Origin of the sequence: Nocardiopsis ansamitocini (assembly GCF_030268225.1) — a bacterium.
GTDB lineage: Bacteria > Actinomycetota > Actinomycetes > Streptosporangiales > Streptosporangiaceae > Nocardiopsis_D > Nocardiopsis_D ansamitocini.
This window is the reverse complement of sequence record NZ_BSQG01000003.1, coordinates 317443-337358: the sequence shown is the minus strand read 5'-3', so window position 1 is coordinate 337358 and position 19916 is coordinate 317443. Positions and strand designations below refer to the sequence as shown.

Sequence of the window (19916 nt, the reverse complement as noted above, 5' to 3'; positions counted from 1 at the left end):
CCCGTCGGGTCGTACTTTTGCGATGTTCTGTGTCTGTACGTGATCGCTAGAGTTCACCTCATGTCTGAAGCCCGTTATCCCGACGCGATCCGAGAGAACCTCATCGAGGAATCGCACGGCCATCACGTCCGTGATCCCTACCGTTGGCTGGAGGACGCCGACTCGACCGCCACGAAGGAATGGGCGCGGGCACAAGACGCCCTTTTCGCCGAAACCGCACGCGGTTGGCCCGCGACGCGGTGGTTCGGCGACCAGGTCCAGTCACTGCTGCGCGCGGGCTACGTCGGCACCCCGGTCTGGCGTGGCGAACAGCACCTGTTCACCCGGCGCAGCGCCGAACAGGAGCACGGAGTGCTCTACCACGTTGACGCCGGGGGAACCGAGCGTGTGTTGATCGACCCCACGGAACTCGCGCCCGACGGGACCACCACGCTGGACTCCTGGCGTCCCGATCGCGACGGGCGGCTACTGGCCTACCAACTCTCCGAGGGCGGCAACGAACAGTCGATGCTGCGGGTGATGGACGTCGCCAGCGGCACGGTCGTCGACGGTCCGATCGACCGCTGCTCCTACTCCCCCATCGCCTGGCTGGCCGGCGAGGACGCCTTCTACTACGTTCGCAGGCTCGCCCCCGGTTCGGTTCCGGAAGGCGAGGAGCAGTACCACCGACGGGTCTACCTGCACCGGGTGGGCACCCCCGTCTCCGAGGACGTACTCGTCTTCGGAGAGGGCCGGGACAAAACCGAGTACTACGGGCTGTCGGTGAGCTGGGACGGACGCTGGCTGGTGTTGACCGCCTCCCCCGGCACCGCCCCGCGCAACGACGCCTGGATCGCCGACCTGACCGCGGCTCCGGTGGCGTCCCCCCGATGGCAGACCATCCAGGAGGGAGTGGACGCCGAGGTCTCTCCGCGCGTCGGACGCGACGGCCGGCTGTACCTGTTCACCGATCGCGACGCACCGCGGGGACGGCTGTGCGTGGCCGATCCGACCGCCCCCGGATATCAGGACTGGCGCACCCTCGTGGCGACCGACCCCGACGCGGTGCTCAGCGACTACGCCGTCGTCGACGGCCCCGACCAAGAGGAATCGGCGTTGCTGGTCAGCTGGCAGCGCCACGCGATCAGCGAGGTGAGCCGGCACGACCTTGTCTCCGGCAGCAGGCTGGGCGCGATCGCACTGCCCGGCCTGGGATCGGTGGGCGGCCTCGTCACACGCCCGGAGGGCGGGAGCGAGGCGTGGTTCGGGTACACCGACAACACCACCCCCTCCCAGGTGTACCGCTATGACCTGCGCACCGACCAGGTCGTGGCCTGGCGGGGCCCCCGGACCGGCCTCGACCTCCCCGAGGTCCGCACCGAGCAGGTCACCTACACCTCTGCCGACGGCACGCAGGTACGGATGCTGGTGATGTCACCGCCCGGTGCCGAGGGTCCGCTGCCGACCGTGCTGTACGGCTACGGCGGCTTCTCGATCTCGCTGACCCCCGGCTACTCCGCATCGGTGCTGTCCTGGGTACGGGCGGGCGGCGTGTATGCCATCGCCAACCTGCGCGGCGGTCTCGAAGAGGGCGAGGAGTGGCACCGGGGCGGCATGCTCGCCAACAAGCAGAACGTCTTCGACGACTGCCATGCCGCGGCCGAGCATCTGATCGCCACCGGCGTCACCACTGCCGACCGGCTCGCGGTGATGGGTGGCAGCAACGGCGGGCTGCTGGTCGGTGCCGCCGTCACCCAGCGCCCCGACCTCTACACGGCCGCGGTCTGCTCTGCCCCGCTGCTGGACATGGTGCGTTACGAGCGGTTCGGACTGGGCCAACTGTGGAACGTGGAGTACGGAAGCGCCGAGGACCCCGCCGCCCTCGCCTGGCTGCTCGCCTACTCCCCTTACCACAACGTTCTCGAAGGCACTGCCTACCCGGCGACCCTGTTCACCGTGTTCGACAACGACACCCGCGTGGACCCGTTGCACGCTCGCAAGATGTGCGCGGCACTACAGCACGCCACGAGCGCACCCAGGGACCGTGCTCCGGTGCTGCTGCGCCGGGAGGCGGAGGTCGGGCACAGCTCCAGGTCGGTCAGCCGCAGTGTCCGGCTGAGTGCCGACCAGCTGTCCTTCCTGGCCCATCACACCGGTCTGGTGATTGCCGGGAGTGCCGAACCGACGGTCTGACCGCTCATGGGCCGCGCGTAGCGTGGACGACGCGCGGCCCACCGCACCCGGCCACGGCTGCGAGGTGCGCGGTTGGCACAATCGGGTCGACGCCGACCGAGGACGGATAGGAGCGGATGCAGGTGGCAACGGCAACAGCGGGCAGGAACGGGAGCGGGCCCGAGGCTAAAACGGCACGGAGCAGGCGACACGTGCACCTCGCGCACATCCGCTTCGCCGATCTCGACCCGCTCAACCACGTCAACAACGTGCGGATGCTCACCTACCTGGAGGACGCCCGCGTCTCCTTCCTGCGCTGGGACGTGGACGGCGGTCCGCCCTTCGGCAGCCTGGTGGTGGCCCGGCACGAGGTCGACTACGTGCGTCCCCTGCAACTGCGCCGCGAACCGGTGCGGGTGGAGACCTGGGTGACCGAGGTCAAGAACGCCAGTTTCACCCTGGAGTACGAGATCCTCGACGACGACCACGTCTATCTGCGGGCCCGTTCGGTGCTGGTCGGCTTCGACCTGGAGACCCAGGCGATTCGCCGGTTGGGCGAGGAGGAGCGCGCCCACCTGCTGGGGTCCCCGACCGAATGACCCGGGCACCGCGCCGGAGATGGGATGCTGGCGCGAAAGGGTCCGGTGAACGGGCCGGGGCAGCGGGTCGAGAGTGATGGTGAACCGTGGGCAGGGATCTGCGGGTGACGGCGCGCAACGCCGCCTTCCAGCAGTGGCAGGCGCTCTTGTCCAACCGGACCAAGCGCCAGCGCGCGGGCGAGTTCCTGGTGCAGGGGGTGCGGCCGATCTCGTTGGCGGTGGAGTACCGGTGGCCGGTGCGCGCCGTCCTCTACGACATGGACCGGTCGCTGTCACGGTGGGCCGAGGACATCCTGTACGAGGTCTCGGGTGCCCAGCACGTGGCGATGTCGCCCGAGCTGCTGCGCGAGCTCGGGGAGAAGGACGGCGCCGATCAGACTCCGGAGCTGCTGGCCGTGGTCGCCATGCCCTCCGACGAACTGTCCCGGATCACGGTGGGGCCGGACTTCCTGGGCGCGGTGTTCGACCGCCCGACCAGTCCGGGCAACATCGGCACGATCATGCGCTCGGTGGATGCCTTCGGCGGGTCCGGGGTCATCGTGAGCGGACATGCCGCCGACCCTTACGACCCCAAGGCGGTGCGGGCCAGCACAGGATCGCTGTTCGCCACGCCGGTGGTACGCGCGCCGTCCGCCAAAGAGGTACTCGCCTGGGTCGAGGAGATCCGGGCCCGGGGGGTCGCGCTGTCCCTGGTCGGTACGGACGAGGACGGCGACGCCGACATCTCCGATCACGACCTCACCGGTCCGAGTCTGCTGCTGATCGGCAACGAGACCTCCGGGCTCAGCGCTGCATGGCGTGAGGCGTGCGACACCATGGTCCGTATTCCCATGACCGGCTCGGCGAGTTCGCTCAACGCGGCGAACGCCGCCACCGTCATCCTCTACGAAGCGGCCCGCCAGCGCGGTGCGCAACGCTAGGCCCTGCTTCTGCCGACAGGAAACCGTCACATCCGAGGGGTTGGATGGGGTCCGGACGACAGTCGGTCGAGGAAAGGGGCGGTATGGCGGCGCAGGTGCGACTGGGGGACGTGCACACCTGGTACGCGGAACACGGTGCGGGTGAACCTCTGGTGATGCTGCACGGCGGGCTGGGCGATTCTCGCGACTTCGACGGCGTGGTCGGGGAGTTCGCCACGCGATACCGGGTGTTTCGCCCGGATCGGCGCGGCCATGGCCGCACTCCAGATGTCGAGGGACCGATGAGTTACGCGCTGATGGCGCACGACACGATCGCTTTCCTGGAGAGCGTGGTGAACGGCCCGGCCCATCTCGTCGGTTACAGCGACGGGGCGACCGTTGCGTTGCAGGTCGCGTTGCTGCGTCCCGACTTGGTGCGTCGTGCGGTCGCCATCAGCGGGGTCTTCCACCACGAGGGGACCGTGCCGGGAATACTCGACGACACGTCGGGAGAACCCGCCGGACTGCCCGACCTGATCGTGAACGCCTACGGGGAGGTGTCCCCGGACGGTGTGGAGCACCTTCCGGTGGTGGCCGCCAAAGTCATGCGGATGGCCGTCGAGGGGCCCACCCTCACGGTCGACGACCTGGCACACGTTGCCGTGGCGGTGCAGGTGATGGTCGCCGACGACGACATCGTCGCTCTGGAACACGCCGTGGCGATGTACCGGGCGATCCCCCGATCCGAGTTGGCCGTGGTGCCCGGGACCTCCCACACGCTCGTGTTCGAACGGCCGGAGCTGTGCGCGTCCCTGGCACTGGACTTCGTGGACGGCTCGGTTTCGGCTCCCATGATGCCGGTCAGGCGGGGCCGCCCCGGGCCACCGCTCGCTCCGCCGGAGCGCTGATCCAGCGCCGACGCACCCCCGGTTGTCAGCGTGCGGCCGTGGAGGGGGCGGGCAGATCCATGACCCGGTCCAGGAAGAGGTCCAGGTTGGTGCGGAGCCGGATGATCCGCTCCCCCTCGGTGAGGGACTCCTCGTACTTCTTGACCCGCGCGGATTTCTTCTTGCCTCGAACGTAGAGGGAGCAGGCGAGGTCGTCGCACATGTAGACCCCGACCGTGTTGCCCTGGCGTCCCGCGGCGCCGACCTTGGGCGCGGTGAGCAGGGAGACCCCCGATCCGGAGTGGCCGGTCAGACAGATCGAGCAGAGGGCCGTGTTGGTGAGGCTGCGGTTCACTCTCGGCGGTACCCGGAGCGTGAACCCCGTCAGCCGTCCGTCACGTTCGACCACGAGGTAGCCGCGATCAGGCGCCCCCGGATCGCGCCACCCCAGGAAGTCCAGGTCGGGCCAGGGCGTCTCGGGAAAGGCCGTGGGCAGGTTGAGGCGGCGTGCCTCGCCTTTCGAGCAGTTGACGAAGGACGCGCGGATGGCGTCATCTGCGGCGGAATCCATGGTGTCCGAAACTAGCAAGGACAAAGCCCCACGTCATCTCGTTTTCCTGAGGGTTGGGCCCTCGGATGCCGTTCCTTGCCCCGACCCCGCACCCAATCGGTAAACGCTGTTGACTACCCTGTTCCGGTGGGGAAACGCTGGTTGATCCTGTCGCTAACCATGGCCGCCCAGATCGCGAGTCTGACGTCACTGTTCGGGGTTCCGCTCGTCCTGCCGGCACTGCGCCAGGAGTACGGGTTGAGTATCGCCCAGGCGGGGACCCTTGCCGGGCTGCCCAGCCTTGGTCTGCTGCTGACCCTGCTCGGGTGGGGCGTCATCATCGACCGCTACGGCGAACGCGTCACGATGGCCGCGAGTCTCACCCTGACGGCCTTGTTCCTCGTCCTGCTCGGCGTCGCACACACCCCTCTGGCCGCGGGTACGGTGCTGGTTCTGGTGGGCGCCGCGGGCGGTCCGGTGAACGCGGCGGGCGGACGTCTGGTGCTGGGCTGGTTCTCGGCGCGCGAGCGCGGCCTGGCGATGGGCATCCGCCAGACCGCCCAGCCCTTGGGGATGGGGATGGCTGCCGCGGCGATGCCGCTGGTGGCGCAACTGTACGGGTTCGCTGCCGCGATGCTGCTGCCCGCGGTGCTCTCGATACTGGTACTACCGCTGATACTGATCTTTGCGGTACCACCCCGAAGGGCCGACGCGGGGGCAGCTGCCCCACCACGAGAGACCCGCCCCTTTTCTCCCTATCGACACGCCACCATCTGGCGGGTGCACGGCGTGAGCATGCTGCTGGGCGTCGCCCAGGTGACCGTGATGACCTACACCCTGGTCTACCTCGTCGAGGACCACGGGTGGTCCGCTCCCGGCGCGGGGGTGCTGATCGCACTCGTCCAGGTCCCTGCGGCCCTCGCCCGTCTGGGCACCGGCGTGTGGTCGGACCGGGTGGGCAGCCGCATGGCTCCGGTACGTGTGATCGCCGCGGGCGGGGCTGTCTCCCTGCTCCTGCTGGCGGGCACCTCACTGCTGCTGCCTGCCACCGCGGTGGCGCTGCTGGTGCTGAGCACGGTCCTGACGATGAGCCACAACGGACTGACCTTCACCGCGGTGGCCGAGACCGCGGGAATGGCGTGGGCTGGTCGGGCGATGGCAGCACAGAACTCACTACAGGCGGTGAGCTCCGCACTGACCCCGATCCTGATGGGGGCGATCATCGGCTGGCAGGGATTCCCGGCGGCCTTCGCTGCGGCGGCACTGTTCAGCATCGCGGCGATCGCCGTGGTCCCGGCTGCCGGTCGGGCCGCGCTGCGGACTACTTGAGGGAGATCCGGACCGTCTCGCCCTCGTCGCCGTCGTCACGACCGCGGGCGTCATTGCGAACAGTGATCGAAGTGGGGTCTGCGACCTGGGTGACCGTGGGGGCACCGGTCTCTTCGGGTACGTTCACCATGCTGTGCGCGGCGTGCACCATGTACTCCCACAGCGGCTGCTCCAGCGCGGGCGGCAGGGCGATCTCGTCGACGGCCGCGCGCATGTGGGCCAACCAGTGGTCGCGTTCCAGTGCGCCGATGCGAAACGGGAAGTGGCGCATCCGCAATCGCGGATGGCCCCGCTGCTCGTTGTAGGTGCGGGGGCCGCCCCAGTACTGGATGAGGAACAGCCGGAACCGCTCTTCGGCTGGGCCGAGATCCTCTTCGGGGTACATCGGACGCAACACGGGATCGGCGGCTACACCCTGGTAGAAGCGGCGTACGAGACGGGTGAACGTCTCCTCGCCGCCGGCCGCCTCAAAGAAGGTCACTTGGTCATCGCGCGGGGAAGTCATGATCGCAACCAGACTACGTGCTGGACGGCAGTACCGCGAGCGGGCTTGCGCCGAGGGAATACGACGCGGCGCGGGCCGGGCGTCCAGTGACGCCCGACCCGCGCCGCAAACGGATCGTGCGGTCAGCCGCGGGTGAGCTTGCGGTGGGTGACTGCGTGCGGGCGGGCTGCCTCGGGGCCCAAGCGCTCGATCTTGTTCTTCTCGTAGGACTCGAAGTTGCCCTCGAACCAGTACCAGTCGGAGTCGCCCTCCCACGCAAGGATGTGGGTGGCGACGCGGTCCAGGAACCAGCGGTCGTGGCTGGTGATCACGGCGCAGCCCGGGAACTCCAGGAGGGCGTTCTCCAGCGAACCGAGGGTGTCGACGTCCAGGTCGTTCGTGGGCTCGTCCAGCAGGAGCAGGTTTCCCCCCTGCTTGAGGGTCAGCGCCAGGTTGACCCGGTTGCGCTCACCACCGGAGAGGACACCGGCCGACTTCTGCTGGTCCGAGCCCTTGAAGCCGAACGCGGCGACGTAGGCGCGACTGGGGATCTCGACGTTTCCGACCCGGATGAAGCTCTCGCCGTCGGAGATGACCTCCCAGACGTTCTTGTCGTCGGCGATGCGCCCGCGGTACTGGTCGACGTAGGAGATCTTGACGGTGTCGCCGACCCGGATCGAACCGGTGTCCGGCTGCTCCTCACCGACGATCATCTTGAACAGGGTGGTCTTACCCACACCGTTGGGGCCGATGACGCCCACGATGCCGTTGGGCGGAAGCGAGAAGCTGAGGTCCTCGATGAGAATGCGCTCGTCGAAGCCCTTGGTGAGCTTCTTGACCTCGACCACCGTCGTGCCCAGACGCGGGCCCGGCGGGATCTGGATCTCCTCGAAGTCGAGCTTGCGGGTCTTGTCGGCCTCGGCCGCCATCTCCTCGTAGCGTTGCAGCCGCGCCTTGCTCTTGGTCTGGCGGGCCTTGGCGTTGGAGCGGACCCACTCCAACTCGTCCTGCAGACGCTTCTGCTTCTTGACGTCCTTGGCTCCCTCGACCTTCAGTCGGGTGGCCTTGGTGTCGAGGTAGGTCGTGTAGTTGCCCTCGTAGGGGTAGAGCCGGCCGCGGTCGATCTCAAGGATCCAGGTGGCGACGTTGTCGAGGAAGTACCGGTCGTGTGTGATCGCGATGATCGTGCCGGGGTAGTTCTCCAGGTGCTGCTCCAGCCACTGCACGCTCTCCGCGTCCAGGTGGTTGGTGGGCTCGTCCAGCAACAGCAGGTCGGGCTGCTCCAGCAGGAGCTTGCACAGTGCCACGCGGCGCTTCTCGCCACCGGAGAGGACCGAGACGTCGGCGTCGGCGGGCGGACAGCGCAGGGCGTCCATGGCCTGGGCGAGCTGGCTGTCGAGATCCCAGGCGTTGCGGTGGTCGAGTTTGTCCTGGAGCTTGCCCATCTCCTCCAGCAACGCGTCGGAGTAGTCGGTCGCCATGAGTTCGGCGATCTCGTTGAACCGGTCGAGCATGCCCTTGGTCTCGGCGACGCCCTCCTGGACGTTCTCGAGAACCGTCTTGTCCGGGTTGAGCTGGGGTTCCTGGGCGAGCAGTCCGCTGGTGAAACCGGGCATCAACCGGGCCTCGCCGTTGGACGGCTGCTCGATACCGGCCATCAGTTTCAGGAGCGTGGACTTACCAGCGCCGTTGGGTCCCACGACGCCGATCTTCGCTCCGGGGAGGAACGATCCCGAGACGTCGTCGAGGACAACCTTGTCGCCGTGCGCTTTGCGCACGCTCTGCATGGTGTAGATGTACTCCGGCATGTCCACCAGCCTAGAGCGTCCGCTCCGGTGCCCCGGACACTCCTCGGCCGTCAGCCGACCCGACCGGCCCACGGGATCGGAGCGGCCTCCAGCGTGCGGGGGAGACATTGGCCCACAACGCTTGGCGGACCAGCGTGGCCATGGGATAACCGGGGTGTGCCGCCAGGGCGACGTCGAGCGCGAGATGGGCCAGGATCGGGTCGCCGTCCTGCCAGGCAGCGAAAGCCACCAGTGATGCCGGGGCAGCGGCGTAACCGGCGTCGACCCGGCGCAGCACATGCGACCACAGGCGGACGTGCCGGGCCGCACACGGAGCGTCGATCGCGGCCCATGCCTCGTCCCTGACCCGTAGGTCGGTCAGCGCGACTCCCAACCAGCCGGTCTCGTCGTGGGATCGCGGCGGGCCCTGTCCCGCGAGCAGCGCCGCGATCGCGCGCCGGACGGCACGGCTGCCCTCGGTGGGGAAAGCGGTGTCGGAGATGCTGCGGTACCGGGCGCCGCGTGCCTCCGCGGAGCGGATGGCCTCGCTCATGGACCGGCGTGACTCACCCGTGACGGGTTCCAGCAGCCGCGCGCTCTCGGCCCGGGGGCGTCCGGCCCGGAAACCGGCGGCAAGCGCGGCGGACGGGACCGGTGAGTCCTCGGGGGCGTAGGGCCGCCCCTCTGGTGGACAACACGCGGCGGAAGTGCAGGTGTAGGACCAGTACCGGCCCTGGTGAAGACGTAGCGCGTCCAGCACCAGGACGTCCAGGGCCGCCAACCGCCCTCGCAAAGCAGCCGCGCACGGTGTGACGTGCTCGGGGGAGCCGTAGCCGACGATGAGCGCGTAACGGCAGTTCTCCTGGACGAACAGGGCGGCCAGCCGGTCGGCGGGATCGGTGGACCCGGCTGCGGGGTCTGGGGGCAGGGCGTCCCCGGCGATGAAGGCCACGGATTCGTTCGGCTCGGTGATGCCGAGGACGACGAGCCCGTGCTCGGGCTGGAACCCGATCAGATAGGGCACGGCGGCGAGAAGATCGACGGGGGTGCGCAGTCGTAGTGGAGACGGTGACGGCGGGGTTTCGTGAACAGCCATGCCTCCACGATGCGGCGGGCACGCAGCACCGGGACGGGGTGGATGGGCGATCTGTGGACAACCCTGGATCGACCGGCGCTATCCCGGTTCGCCGCTGTGCTGCTCCTCGGCGACCTCGCTCTGGCGTGCCTGAGCGGGGACCCCGGCGGTCGGGGCGACCGGCAGACAGATGCGGTTGCGTCCGGAGTCCTTTGCGCGGTAGAGCGCGAGGTCGGCTGCGGTCATGAGTTCCAGCAGGTCCCTGCCGTGCACCCGCAGCAGCGCCACACCGATGGAGACGGTGACGGCAACGGCGATCTCGCCGACCGGCAGCGCCATCCTCCCCACCCTTGTGCGCAGGCGCTCGGCGATACGGCATGCCTCGGCCATGTCCGCACCGGGCAGCAGGATCACGAACTCCTCACCGCCGAATCGGCCCACGACATCGTACTGACGCAGTTGGTGGGTGAGGGTGGTGGCGACCCCCACCAACACCTGGTCGCCGAAGAGGTGCCCGTGCGTGTCGTTGACCCGTTTGAAGTGGTCGATGTCCACGATCAGCACAGCCATGGGGCGCCCGGAGGCGATCGACCGTGCGAGTTCCGCCTCGGCCTCCTGTTCCCAGGTGGCGGCGTTGAGCAACCCGGTCTTGGGGTCGGTGCGCGCGGCGGTCTGCAACTGCTGGAAGAGGAGGCTGCGCTGCAGGAGCAGGACCGGGGGCAAGACGATGAACAACAGGAACAGGGAGAGTCCGCACAGGATGGTGACGACCAGGCCGACGCAGACCTCGACCCCGTCGAGCATGAGCGACTCGAAGTCCCAGATCATCTTGCGGCGCGGCCCGCCCCGGCTGCTCAGCCGGATCGCACCCGCCACCAGGAGCGTGTTCAGGACCGTGAACAACGCCGCGCACAGCACCGCGGCCAACACCGCGTCGCCGGTGAGGAGCACACTGCGCGCGGCCGCGCCGGAGATTCCGTCGAGCAGGACGATCCGCCCGGCAACGGAGGCATGGAAGACCGAGGAGGCGGCGAACCCGGCGAGCGCGACGGCGGCGGCGCTGAACACCCGCCGAAAGACCACCGTGCGCTTGATGCGGTATTGCAGCATCAAGTAGAGCGGCACCGGAATGATCATGGAATACACGGGCGGGAGCAGCAGGAGCGTGGGAATCCACCACGCGCCGAGCAGGTCGCGCACCAGCCCTTGGGGCATTCCCAGTCGACGCATCGCCTCGACGCAGACCGCTCCTGAAGCGATCAACGCCGCACCGGTGAGCATCTCCTCCATGCGCAGGGTGGTGGTGAGAACGCCTGCCAGAAAGAGGACGACGTCGACGACGACGACGGTCACGACAAAGGCCACCACTGCACTGGGCTGCGCGAAGAGGGGCCACGCGCGGGGACGAAAAACCGCCGTTCCGTCACGATCAGTGACGGTGAACCGCGCTGCCGTCATTCTGGTCTCCTTACCGCCAGCCGATCCGACACGGCCACTTCACCGTTTCCATCGCTGCTTTTCACCGTTTCGCGCACACGAGGGCGGTGGTCGGGACACGATCGGAGATCACATTCAGTAATACCCTAATCGCTAACAGTGCACACCGATGCGAAAACAGATCCATTGGATGGCCACGGTGTCAATACGAAGGCGCCGACCGGGTTCCCCCGGTCGGCGCCTCTCGACTCAGCCTTGTACCGCTTTCACCTGCGCCATCATCCTGGTGATGCAGGCGTCGCCCAAGCTCGTGCACGCGTCCGACCGCGTGCGGCCGGGCTCACTCCACGGATTCGTACTCCTTGGCTCGCGCCGTGCCCAGAGCCTGGCCGTAGCGAACGTAGTCGGCGAGCTCGCGCTCCATGGGGGTGACGACACGTTCGGTGATGATGGCGAACACCCGCTCGGTCCCCTGCTCCTCGACCCGCTCGCGCCGACGGCCGGCCTCGACGGAGACGAGGCTGCGGCACCCGATCCCGGTCAGCCAGCCGAGCAGCAGGCCCGATGCCGCGAGCACCGCGGCGAAGGCCATGAAGATCGCGTCGTCCAGCACCGCGAGACCGGTGACCCCGCCCAGGAACCAGCTGACGGCGAGGGTCACCAGCCACACGATCCCGAAACCGGCGACTCCCACGAGGAAGTACTGGAGCACACGGACCACTCCCCACCACAACGGGGTGTCCGTGTCGTCGGGCACCGCCGCGGCCACAGCCGTCCCCAACTCGTCGGGCAGCGTCTCCAGGTGCGAACGCCCGGCCGCGCGCACCCGCTTGGGCCACGGTCCGGGCAGCCCGGCGGCAGAGGCGTCGGAGGCCGCCACGATCGCGGTGTCGAGTTCGACCCGCTGCGCGCCGACCGGACCCACGGCCTCACCCGAGTCGTCCTCGTTGAGGAAGTCCAGCTGAACCGCGCGCAGAGGATCGCGGCGCAGCCGCTTGGCCCAGCGGACCAGGGGCCACCCCACTCGCCTGGCGCCCTTGCGCTCGTAGGAGGTCTCGGTGGCGTCTGCGATAGCCGCGACACCGCTGGCCCCGGCCAGGCGGTCCAGCAGCTCACGACGCACGGGCTGGGACAACCCCGCTTCGGCGTCGGCGACGCCGTACTCCTCGAAATCGACGATGACCTGTTCGAGGTCGGCCACGAGCCGGTCGATGGCGGCCCTGCGCTCCGCGACCGTCTCGGTGAGCAGCGCCCGGAGGTCGCGCAGGCCCTCCCCCGTGATCGTGGAGGAGGTGAGGACCCGGGGATGGACACCGGACTCGGTCTCCAGCAGGCGGCGCAGATCGGTGAGCAGCTCTTCGGCCTCTTCCGGTTCGACCCGGTCCACCTGGTTGAGCACGGCCACCATCACCGCGCCGTGCCCGGCCATCTCGGCGAGATAGCGGTGATGCACGGCTGCGTCGGCGTACTTCTGCGGGTCGAGCACCCACACCAGCAGATCGGCCGCACCGATCAGGTGGTCGGCCTCGGCGGTGTGCGCGGCGCGCACGGAGTCGTGGTCGGGCAGGTCGAGCAGGATCAGACCGGTGAGCTCGGAATCGCCCTTGTCCAGTTCGCTGGCGCGGGAGTGCCGATGGCGCGGCGGAACGCCGAGCCAGTCGAGCAACCCGTCCGCTCCTTCGAGTCCCCACACGCAGGCGTGCGCCGACGAGGTCGTGGGGCGGGTGATGCCGACTCTGGACAGCTCCAGTCCGCTCAAGGCGTTGAACAGCGAGGACTTACCGCTTCCGGTCCCACCGGCCAGGGCGATCACCGTATGATCGGCCGAGAGCCGGAGGCGGGCTCCGGCATGCGTGAGCAGGCCCCGCGCCCGGTCGATGAGCTTGGGGGCGAAATGGTCACGGCCGATCTCGACGAGCGTGGCCAGCGCATCGAGGCGATTGATCAGCTCGGCGCGGGTGGTGGCCGGCATGGGCTGCCAGTCGTCACCGCTTGAGGGACGATACTCGCCGCCGTCATCGTGGTCGTCGTCCTCGGCCGAAGGCGACGTCTCCCATGACGGCCCCTCGTCCTCCTCGACGTCCTGCACCCAGCCACCGCGCGGGTTCTCCGGGGGCTCGGGGACGGTCCGACCGGAGGTGAACGGAGCGCTTTCCTGCGGTTGGGGAGCAGCTGCGGTGTCCACCGCGTCTCGGGGAAGCGCGGAAATGGGACCGGTACGCCGTCCGGCGATCTGGTCCTGCTCACCGACCGCGCCGGCCAGGCTGCCCACCCATTCGGCGAGCTGGTCGGGATCATCGGGATCATCGGGGTCGTCGGAGCCTCCGCTGTCGGCAGGCACGGCTTCTTGGGCCTTCGAGGTGTGCCGGCCCTGCTGGGGACGCTCCGCGGATCGCTCTGCTTCGGCCGCCATCTCGTCGGCCAGTTCGGCGACCGCCGCGGCCGGCCCCGGCTCCGGCTCGGCCGGCGCGATGGGCACCTTGTAGCTGAAAGCGGCAGGCCGCTCGGGCTGAGGCTCCTGAGGGCCCGAGTGGTCGTCGACCGCACGGCGCAGATCGGGGTAGGAGTCCTCCTCGGACTCCTCAGCGGCCGGCCAGGAGCCGGACGGGCGCGCCCAGCCATGGCCCCAGTCGGGCCGTGCTGCGTCGCCGCCCGCTTCGGGACGGCCCGACGGTGCCTCGACACGGTCGGCATCAGCAGGGTCCGCGTCGGGTGCAGCGGATCGCAGCAGATCAGGATCCTGCTCGGGGTGCGCGGAATTCCGATGAGTCGTCATCACGCAATCTCAAGGTTGTACGTGGCCTGGTAGAGCTGGACGGCGTCGGACTCGTCCGGCAGGTTCACCGCGGACAGTGCCTCGGCGAATCGGTGCTTCTCCTCTTCGAAGACAGCGCTGGTGCGGGCGCGCAGATCGTCGCGCGCCCGGGTGCCGATATTGCGAAGCGACTCGGCTCCGAAAAGACCCTTGAGCAGCCGATGCGGCGCGGCCTTGGACGATGCGGAGCCCCGCTCGCTCTCAAAGATCCCGAAACCCAGCAGACCGACGATGAGGACGAGCGCGAACGCTTCCTCGTCGTAGGTGACGAAGCGCGCCACCGAACGTTTGGCAACGCCGTCGGAGGCGATCAGCTCCATGACCCTGCGCTGCCATTCGGCGATGGCTGCGCGGGCCCTTCGAGCGAAGTCCTCGGGCAACTCGGCCAGCCGGTGCTGCTGGGCGATGTCCTGGCTGCCGGGCACCGCGGACCACCGCTCCATCGTCTCCTCGATCGCGCGCTCCGCGCTGGAGACGACGAGTGCTTCGACAGCGTCCCGGATCGCTTGCTCAAGGGCGTGCACCCGCGACGGCTCGTCCGGATCGACCCGGGCCTTGCGCTTGGTACGCAGCCGCAACGAGCGGACCAGTTCCCCGCTGGCGGCGATGTCCTGCCAACGGGCCAGTACGTTGCCGCGCAACAGCGAACCGTCGGACGTACCGCGCTCGACCTCTGCCAGGGCCGCCGCGAACGCCGTCCCCGCCGACGAGGCGAGGGTGCGCCCCACCTGTGCCTGGACCTCGACCTGTTTGGCGAGTTCGGGGATCCTGGTACGAAAACTCTCCAGTACTCCCAGGAGTGTGCGGCGCGAGACACGCTCGCGTTCGACCGGATCGGCGGCCACGTCGACGAGGTAGTCGCGGATCTGGTCGGCGGTGTTGGCGGTGAAGCGACCGCCCGCGATCTGGTCGGTCTCGGGAATGGTGAAGCGAGTGGCCCTGGCCAGCCCGTTGGCTTCGAGCATTGCGCCGAAGTGGTCCACGAGCTGTTTTCGCCCCCGACGCGGAACGCGGGACAGGACCACGGCGAGCGAGGTGTCGCGGTCGCGGGCCACCTGGAGGAACTCCCACACACGGGCGTCGGCGTAACGGCGGCTGGTGGTGACGAACACCCAGAGGTCGGCGGCGTCGAGGAACTTGGCGGCGAACTCGTGGTGGGCTGCGACGGCCGAGTCGACGTCGGGGGTGTCCAACAGGGCGACGCCCTCGGGCATGCACTCACTGGCGGCGAGGACCAGCATGCCGTCCTTGCCGGGCATCGCAAGGCCCTGTTGGCGCACACGGGGCAGGGAGGGGAGGAAGGCCGCCTCGCTGAAGAAGTCGACGTCGGCGGGGTTGCAGGCCAGGACGGGACTGTTGGTCGTGGGACGGCGCACCCCGGTGGTGGTCACCTGTTCGCCCACCAGGCTGTTGACCAGCGTCGACTTGCCCGCACCGGTCGAACCCGCAACTGCGATGAGCAGCGGGGTGTCGGTCTTTCGCACACGAGGGAGTACGTAATCGCTGAGCTGGTCGAGCACGTCGGCGCGAGCGGTACGCCCCTCCTGAGCCCCGGGGAGGCCGTCGGTGAACTCGATACCGCGGATCCTGGCGCGCAGCGCTTCCAAGTTCTGTTCGAGCTGCGCGGCGCCGGCGGCGGGGCCACGGTGGGCTCCTGCGGAGCGGGAGGAACCGTGCCGCCCGCCCGACGAACCTGGTTCGGGCGCGGTCCGGCTTCGTGACGTGCCGACCGTACTCGATTCGGCCTGTTCGAAGGCGAGCGGTGTCGAACCACCCGTCCCTGTCGGTTCCGGCACAGCAGGCGGCCGGGTCATGTCGGCTCCGCCCTTCTCATCGGTGTTCGTGGTCACAGCACCCGATTCCCCTAGGCCACATATCACTCCTGGTCGGCCGGCCGCCCCGTCGAGGTCGACAGGTCCGTGGTGTATTGACCCCCGTGCAGTATGTCAAGCTCCTGAGCCGCCTTCACCACTTCTCCGATGACGACGACCGCCGGCGCCCTGACCCCCGCTTCGCGCGCGGCCGTCTCCACCGTGGCCAGCGAGGCGAGGAGAGTCGCCTGGGTCGGCAGAGTGGCGTCCTGAACAACGGCGACGGAAGTCTCAGGATCGCGACCGTACCCGATGAGGGCGTCGGCGATACGGCCGATGCGCTCGACCCCCATGAGGACGACGATCGTGCCACCGGAACGCGCTAGGCCGGCCCAGTCGACGGTGGAACGCTCGTCCCCGGGGGCGACGTGGGCCGAGACGATGTGGATGTGCTGGGCGACACCCCGATGGGTGGCGGGGATCCCCGCGCTGGCGGGGGCTGCCAGCGCACTGGTCACCCCCGGCACCACGGTGACGGGGATATTGCGTGCGATGCAGGCTGCGGCTTCCTCCCCCCCGCGGCCGAAGAGGAAGGAATCGCCGCCCTTGAGCCGCACCACGAACTTGCCCTGTTCGGCGCGGTTCACGAGAACGTCGTTGATGGCCTCCTGAGCCATCGAGCGACCGTAGGGGATCTTGGCGGCGTCGATGATCTCGACCTCCCCTGGCAACTGGTCCAGCAGGCTCATCGGGGCCAGGCGGTCGACCACGACGACATCGGCCTGCGCCAGGAGTTGACGGCCGCGCACCGTGATCAGACCGGGGTCGCCCGGCCCACCCCCGACCAACGCGACACCGCGCATCCGTTCACGCCCTCTGCGGGCGTCCAGTGTCCCGTCGGCGAGCCCGTCGACAACGGCATCGCGCAGTCCGGCTGCCCGCCTGGGGTCTCCCCCCGCGATGACGCCGACGGTGATGCCCGAGGTGCTCCCACTGGCCGGGGTCCAGGCGGTGGCCGCATGACGGTCGTCGGCGCGTACGCACCAGATGCGCGCGGCCTCGGCCTCGGCGCTGACGGTTTCGTTGACGTCTCGGACGTCGGTGGCAACGTGGACCAGCCAGAAAGCGCCCAACCGCGGATCGGTGAGGTCTCCGGTCCGGTAACGCCTCCGGTGCCAGACCAGCCGCCCGGCCGTGACCAGGTCCTCCAAGGTCGCGGTGAGCTCCGGGGAGACCACCGTGACGCGGGCCCCGGCCCGAAGCAGGACGGGAACGCGCCGCTGGGCGACGTGACCGCCGCCGACCACCAGCACGTCGCGTCCCTCCAGGCGCAGGCCGAGAAGATACGTCATCGAGACAGCCTCCAGATGTCGATGCCTCGCCTGCGAACCGCAGCGGGCCGCCCGGGCCTGCGCCGACCGGGCGAACGGGGCGCGTGTCCCGGCGGATCCGCCCCGACCCGGGCCATGCAGCCTTTATTGCCGGACACGCCCAAAATACCGTGCCGCGCCCCGCTACTGCTTCCCTCCCGGGTCACACCCGCGCGTCGGGAGCGCCCCTTCCCCGCTTCTGCGGCGGGACGCTCCCGGTACTAGCCGCGCTGGGCGATCCCTGCGTCGTCGAAGGTGGCGACGTCACGCAATGCCCGTGCAGCGGCCTGGACGAGGGGAACCGCGAGTAGCGCGCCCGACCCCTCGCCGAGCCGCATCTCCAGGTCCACCAAAGGCCGCAGGGCCAAGTGGTCGAGGGCGACGGTGTGGCCGGGCTCGGTCGAGCGGTGGCCGGCGATGCAGGCGTGCACGGCGTCGGGGGCCAGCGCCACGGCCGCCAGTGCGGCCGAGGCCGCGATCACGCCGTCGATCACCACGGGGACCCGAAGAGCTGCCGCACCGAGGATGAACCCGGTGAGCGCGGCATGCTCCAGACCCCCGACTGCTGCGAGCACTCCGACCGGGTCGTGGGGATCGATGGAGTTGACCCGCAGTGCCGCACGCACGATCTCGATCTTGTGCTCGTGCATGGCGTCGTCCACCCCGGTTCCACGGCCGGTGACGACGGCCGGGTCCTGTCCGGTGAACGCCGCGACGAGCGCGGCCGAAGCCGTGGTGTTGGCGATCCCCATGTCACCGGTGACCAAGCAGCGGTTGCCGGCCGCCACGAGGTCGCGGGCGACCTCGATCCCGGCTTCGAGCGCATACCCTGCCTGGGTCCGGGTCATGGCCGGCCCCAGCGTCATGTCGGCGGTACCGCGCGCGATCTTGCGCGGCAGCAGCCCCGGCCCCTCGGGCAGGTCTTCGACCACACCGACGTCGACGACCGTGACCTCCGCCCCCACCTGCGCGGCGAAGGCGTTGACCACTGCACCCCCGGCCAGGAAGTTGCGCACCATCTGCGCGGTGACCTCCCGGGGCCAAATGGTGACCCCCTGGGCCTCGACCCCGTGGTCCGCGGCGAAGACCGCGACGGTCGCCGGTTCCGGCAACGGCGCCGGGCACTCCCCCGTCAGTCCGGCCAGCTGCGCGGACAGGTCCTCCAGAACACCCAACGATCCGGCCGGCTTGGTCATGCGGGCCTGGCGGTCGCGGGCCTCGCCCACCGCACGCTGGTTGAGCGGCGCGATGGCGGCCACGGTCTCCTCCAGCAGGCTGGTGGGCTGCTCGCCGGGCAGGCCGCGCTGGCCGTAGTGGTCGTGGTGCACCGCCCAGGAGAGGGGGCGACGCTGCGCCCAACCGCCCAGGGACAGTTCGGGCTCGGTCGGGAAGTCCTCCACGTACCCCACGCAGAGGTAGGCGACCACCTGGAGATGGGGGGGAAGGTCGAGCGCGCGGGCGAGCTCGCGTTCAGCGGAGAAACTGACCCAGCCGACGCCGAGTCCTTCTGCACGGGCCGCCAACCAGAGGTTCTCGACCGCCAGGGCCGCGGAGTAGCCGGCCGCGTGCGGCTGGGCGTGGCGACCGAGCGACGGACGCCCACCGCGGGTGGGGTCGACGGTGACGACGACGTTGACCGGGGTGTCCAAGATGGCCTCGACCTTGAGACCGGAGAACGCGCGGGCCCGGGCCCCGGGCAGAGCCCGGGCGTAGTCCTCGCTCTGGCGCTGGACGAGGTCGCGCACCCGGGTGCGAACCTCGGAGTCGCTGATCACGACGAAATCCCAGGGTTGGGAGAAGCCGACCGACGGCGCCTGGTGGGCGGCCTGGAGGACCCGGGTCAGGACCGCGTCGGGGACAGGGTCGGGACGGAAACCGGCCCTGACGTCGCGACGCTCGCGAATGGCCCGGTAGACGGTCGCGCGCTCGGCCTCGGAATAGGCGTGTGCCGCCGGCGCGGCGCTCTGCTCCAAATACTGGGGCCCGGGCTGGAGCGGCGCGGGACGCGGGGTCGACGCGGGCTGCACAGGCGGCACGGGCGGCTCCGGCGGCTCGGGGGCGGCCTCGGGGGCGGCCTCGGCGGCGGGAGCCGGCTCCAGCAGCGCGGGGACCGGCTCCTCTGTCGCGGGCTCGGTCTCAACGGGGTCCGGAAAGGGGACCGCGGCGGCTGCTGCGTTCACTGTTTCACCATCGGTCTCGGGTTCGGCTGGCACGGAGGGCGCGGGGGCGTCCTGGGGCGGCGCAGGGGGCGGTGGCACGGAGTCGCTTGGCGGGGACGGCTGCACCGGCTGGCGCGGGGGCAGCGTGCGCTCGACGGTCGCACTGCGGAACGGAATCACGTTGGGTTGGCGAACCGGCTCAGGAGGCGGCTCCGATGGCTCCTCCGGGGCCGGGACGGAAGGGCGGCCCTGCTGGGAGAACGGGGACCACTGGGCGACCCGCGGCAGAGGATCGACAGGCGGGCGGTCGGGGTTGAGGCCGGGGCGGCGGGGCGCGGCCTGCGGGGTGCGCAAAGCGGGGTAGCGCAACGCGCCGGCGCCTCTCCCCTGCTCGGGCAGGTCGTCCAGGAGGCCGCCGGCAAGGGCGTCGCCGGACGGGGGAACCACGTCCCAGCGCCCCTGGGGGCGCCCCCGCCCGTCCTCGGGTTCTGCCACGCCGCTGTCGCGGTCGTCACCAGTCATGGAGATCCTCCGCGGTCACGGTTTGCGGTCTCGTCGTCGGC

At 69.7% G+C, this 19916-nt stretch carries 14 protein-coding genes; 5 read left to right on the top strand and 9 right to left on the bottom strand.

Annotated elements, in window-relative coordinates; translation table 11 throughout:
- Positions 1-60: 60 nt before the first annotated feature.
- The 4 genes from QSJ59_RS11200 (at position 61) to QSJ59_RS11185 (ending at position 4557) form a co-directional block, all read left to right on the top strand.
- Complete coding sequence (locus tag QSJ59_RS11200; RefSeq protein WP_285759236.1) at positions 61-2172, top strand: prolyl oligopeptidase family serine peptidase; 2112 nt, start codon at positions 61-63, stop codon at positions 2170-2172.
- Between the two features lie 116 nt (positions 2173-2288).
- Positions 2289-2750, top strand: a complete 462-nt coding sequence (locus QSJ59_RS11195; protein WP_285759234.1) for an acyl-CoA thioesterase — start codon at positions 2289-2291, stop codon at positions 2748-2750.
- Positions 2751-2836: 86 nt separating this feature from the next.
- Complete coding sequence (locus QSJ59_RS11190; RefSeq protein WP_285759232.1) at positions 2837-3670, top strand: TrmH family RNA methyltransferase; 834 nt, start codon at positions 2837-2839, stop codon at positions 3668-3670.
- Between the two features lie 83 nt (positions 3671-3753).
- Positions 3754-4557, top strand: a complete 804-nt coding sequence (locus tag QSJ59_RS11185; RefSeq protein WP_285759230.1) for an alpha/beta fold hydrolase — start codon at positions 3754-3756, stop codon at positions 4555-4557.
- A gap of 25 nt (positions 4558-4582) precedes the next feature.
- On the opposite strand, the gene QSJ59_RS11180 is transcribed toward QSJ59_RS11185, so the two are convergent.
- Positions 4583-5107 carry an FBP domain-containing protein gene (locus tag QSJ59_RS11180; protein ID WP_285759229.1) on the bottom strand — a complete coding sequence of 175 codons (525 nt, stop codon included), beginning with the start codon at positions 5105-5107 and terminating at the stop codon, positions 4583-4585.
- 126 nt (positions 5108-5233) lie between these two features.
- On the opposite strand from QSJ59_RS11180, the gene QSJ59_RS11175 reads away from it, so the two are divergent.
- Positions 5234-6415, top strand: a complete 1182-nt coding sequence (locus QSJ59_RS11175; protein WP_285759227.1) for an MFS transporter — start codon at positions 5234-5236, stop codon at positions 6413-6415.
- Here QSJ59_RS11175 and QSJ59_RS11170 read toward each other — a convergent pair.
- From QSJ59_RS11170 to cobT, 8 genes are all read right to left on the bottom strand, one after another.
- Positions 6408-6920: a globin gene (locus tag QSJ59_RS11170; protein WP_285759226.1), complete on the bottom strand. Its 513-nt coding sequence runs from the start codon at positions 6918-6920 to the stop codon at positions 6408-6410. The genes QSJ59_RS11175 and QSJ59_RS11170 overlap by 8 nt on opposite strands.
- Before the next feature lie 122 nt (positions 6921-7042).
- A complete protein-coding gene (gene ettA, locus QSJ59_RS11165) occupies positions 7043-8707 on the bottom strand; it encodes an energy-dependent translational throttle protein EttA (protein WP_285759225.1) in 1665 nt (554 codons plus the stop codon).
- A gap of 10 nt (positions 8708-8717) precedes the next feature.
- Entirely contained in the window at positions 8718-9782 is a 1065-nt protein-coding gene (locus tag QSJ59_RS11160; RefSeq protein ID WP_285759224.1) for a DUF4192 domain-containing protein, read from the bottom strand.
- 78 nt (positions 9783-9860) lie between these two features.
- On the bottom strand, positions 9861-11219 hold the full coding sequence (locus QSJ59_RS11155; RefSeq protein WP_285759222.1) for a GGDEF domain-containing protein: 1359 nt from the start codon (positions 11217-11219) through the stop codon (positions 9861-9863).
- Between the two features lie 319 nt (positions 11220-11538).
- Positions 11539-13974, bottom strand: a complete 2436-nt coding sequence (locus tag QSJ59_RS11150; RefSeq protein WP_285759221.1) for a GTPase — start codon at positions 13972-13974, stop codon at positions 11539-11541.
- Positions 13974-15827 (bottom strand): GTPase, encoded by a 1854-nt coding sequence (locus QSJ59_RS11145; protein WP_285759560.1) that lies wholly within the window; start codon positions 15825-15827, stop codon positions 13974-13976. The genes QSJ59_RS11150 and QSJ59_RS11145 overlap by 1 nt, the downstream gene beginning before the upstream one ends.
- A gap of 62 nt (positions 15828-15889) precedes the next feature.
- Positions 15890-17176 carry a uroporphyrinogen-III C-methyltransferase gene (cobA, locus tag QSJ59_RS11140; protein WP_285759220.1) on the bottom strand — a complete coding sequence of 429 codons (1287 nt, stop codon included), beginning with the start codon at positions 17174-17176 and terminating at the stop codon, positions 15890-15892.
- 239 nt (positions 17177-17415) lie between these two features.
- Entirely contained in the window at positions 17416-19875 is a 2460-nt protein-coding gene (cobT, locus tag QSJ59_RS11135; RefSeq protein WP_285759219.1) for a nicotinate-nucleotide--dimethylbenzimidazole phosphoribosyltransferase, read from the bottom strand.
- Between the last annotated feature and the right edge of the window lie 41 nt (positions 19876-19916).

Excerpts from the sequence above, each read along its gene's own strand:
- QSJ59_RS11200 (WP_285759236.1), top strand. The coding sequence starts at position 61 with ATGTCTGAAGCCCGTTATCCCGACGCGATCCGAGAGAACCTCATCGAG.
- QSJ59_RS11195 (WP_285759234.1), top strand. The coding sequence starts at position 2,289 with ATGCAGGTGGCAACGGCAACAGCGGGCAGGAACGGGAGCGGGCCCGAG.
- QSJ59_RS11185 (WP_285759230.1), top strand. The coding sequence starts at position 3,754 with ATGGCGGCGCAGGTGCGACTGGGGGACGTGCACACCTGGTACGCGGAA.
- QSJ59_RS11180 (WP_285759229.1), bottom strand. The coding sequence starts at position 5,107 with ATGGATTCCGCCGCAGATGACGCCATCCGCGCGTCCTTCGTCAACTGC.
- QSJ59_RS11170 (WP_285759226.1), bottom strand. The coding sequence starts at position 6,920 with ATGACTTCCCCGCGCGATGACCAAGTGACCTTCTTTGAGGCGGCCGGC.
- ettA (WP_285759225.1), bottom strand. The coding sequence starts at position 8,707 with ATGCCGGAGTACATCTACACCATGCAGAGCGTGCGCAAAGCGCACGGC.
- QSJ59_RS11160 (WP_285759224.1), bottom strand. The coding sequence starts at position 9,782 with ATGGCTGTTCACGAAACCCCGCCGTCACCGTCTCCACTACGACTGCGC.
- QSJ59_RS11155 (WP_285759222.1), bottom strand. The coding sequence starts at position 11,219 with ATGACGGCAGCGCGGTTCACCGTCACTGATCGTGACGGAACGGCGGTT.
- QSJ59_RS11150 (WP_285759221.1), bottom strand. The coding sequence starts at position 13,974 with ATGACGACTCATCGGAATTCCGCGCACCCCGAGCAGGATCCTGATCTG.
- QSJ59_RS11145 (WP_285759560.1), bottom strand. The coding sequence starts at position 15,827 with ATGACCCGGCCGCCTGCTGTGCCGGAACCGACAGGGACGGGTGGTTCG.
- cobA (WP_285759220.1), bottom strand. The coding sequence starts at position 17,176 with ATGACGTATCTTCTCGGCCTGCGCCTGGAGGGACGCGACGTGCTGGTG.
- cobT (WP_285759219.1), bottom strand. The coding sequence starts at position 19,875 with ATGACTGGTGACGACCGCGACAGCGGCGTGGCAGAACCCGAGGACGGG.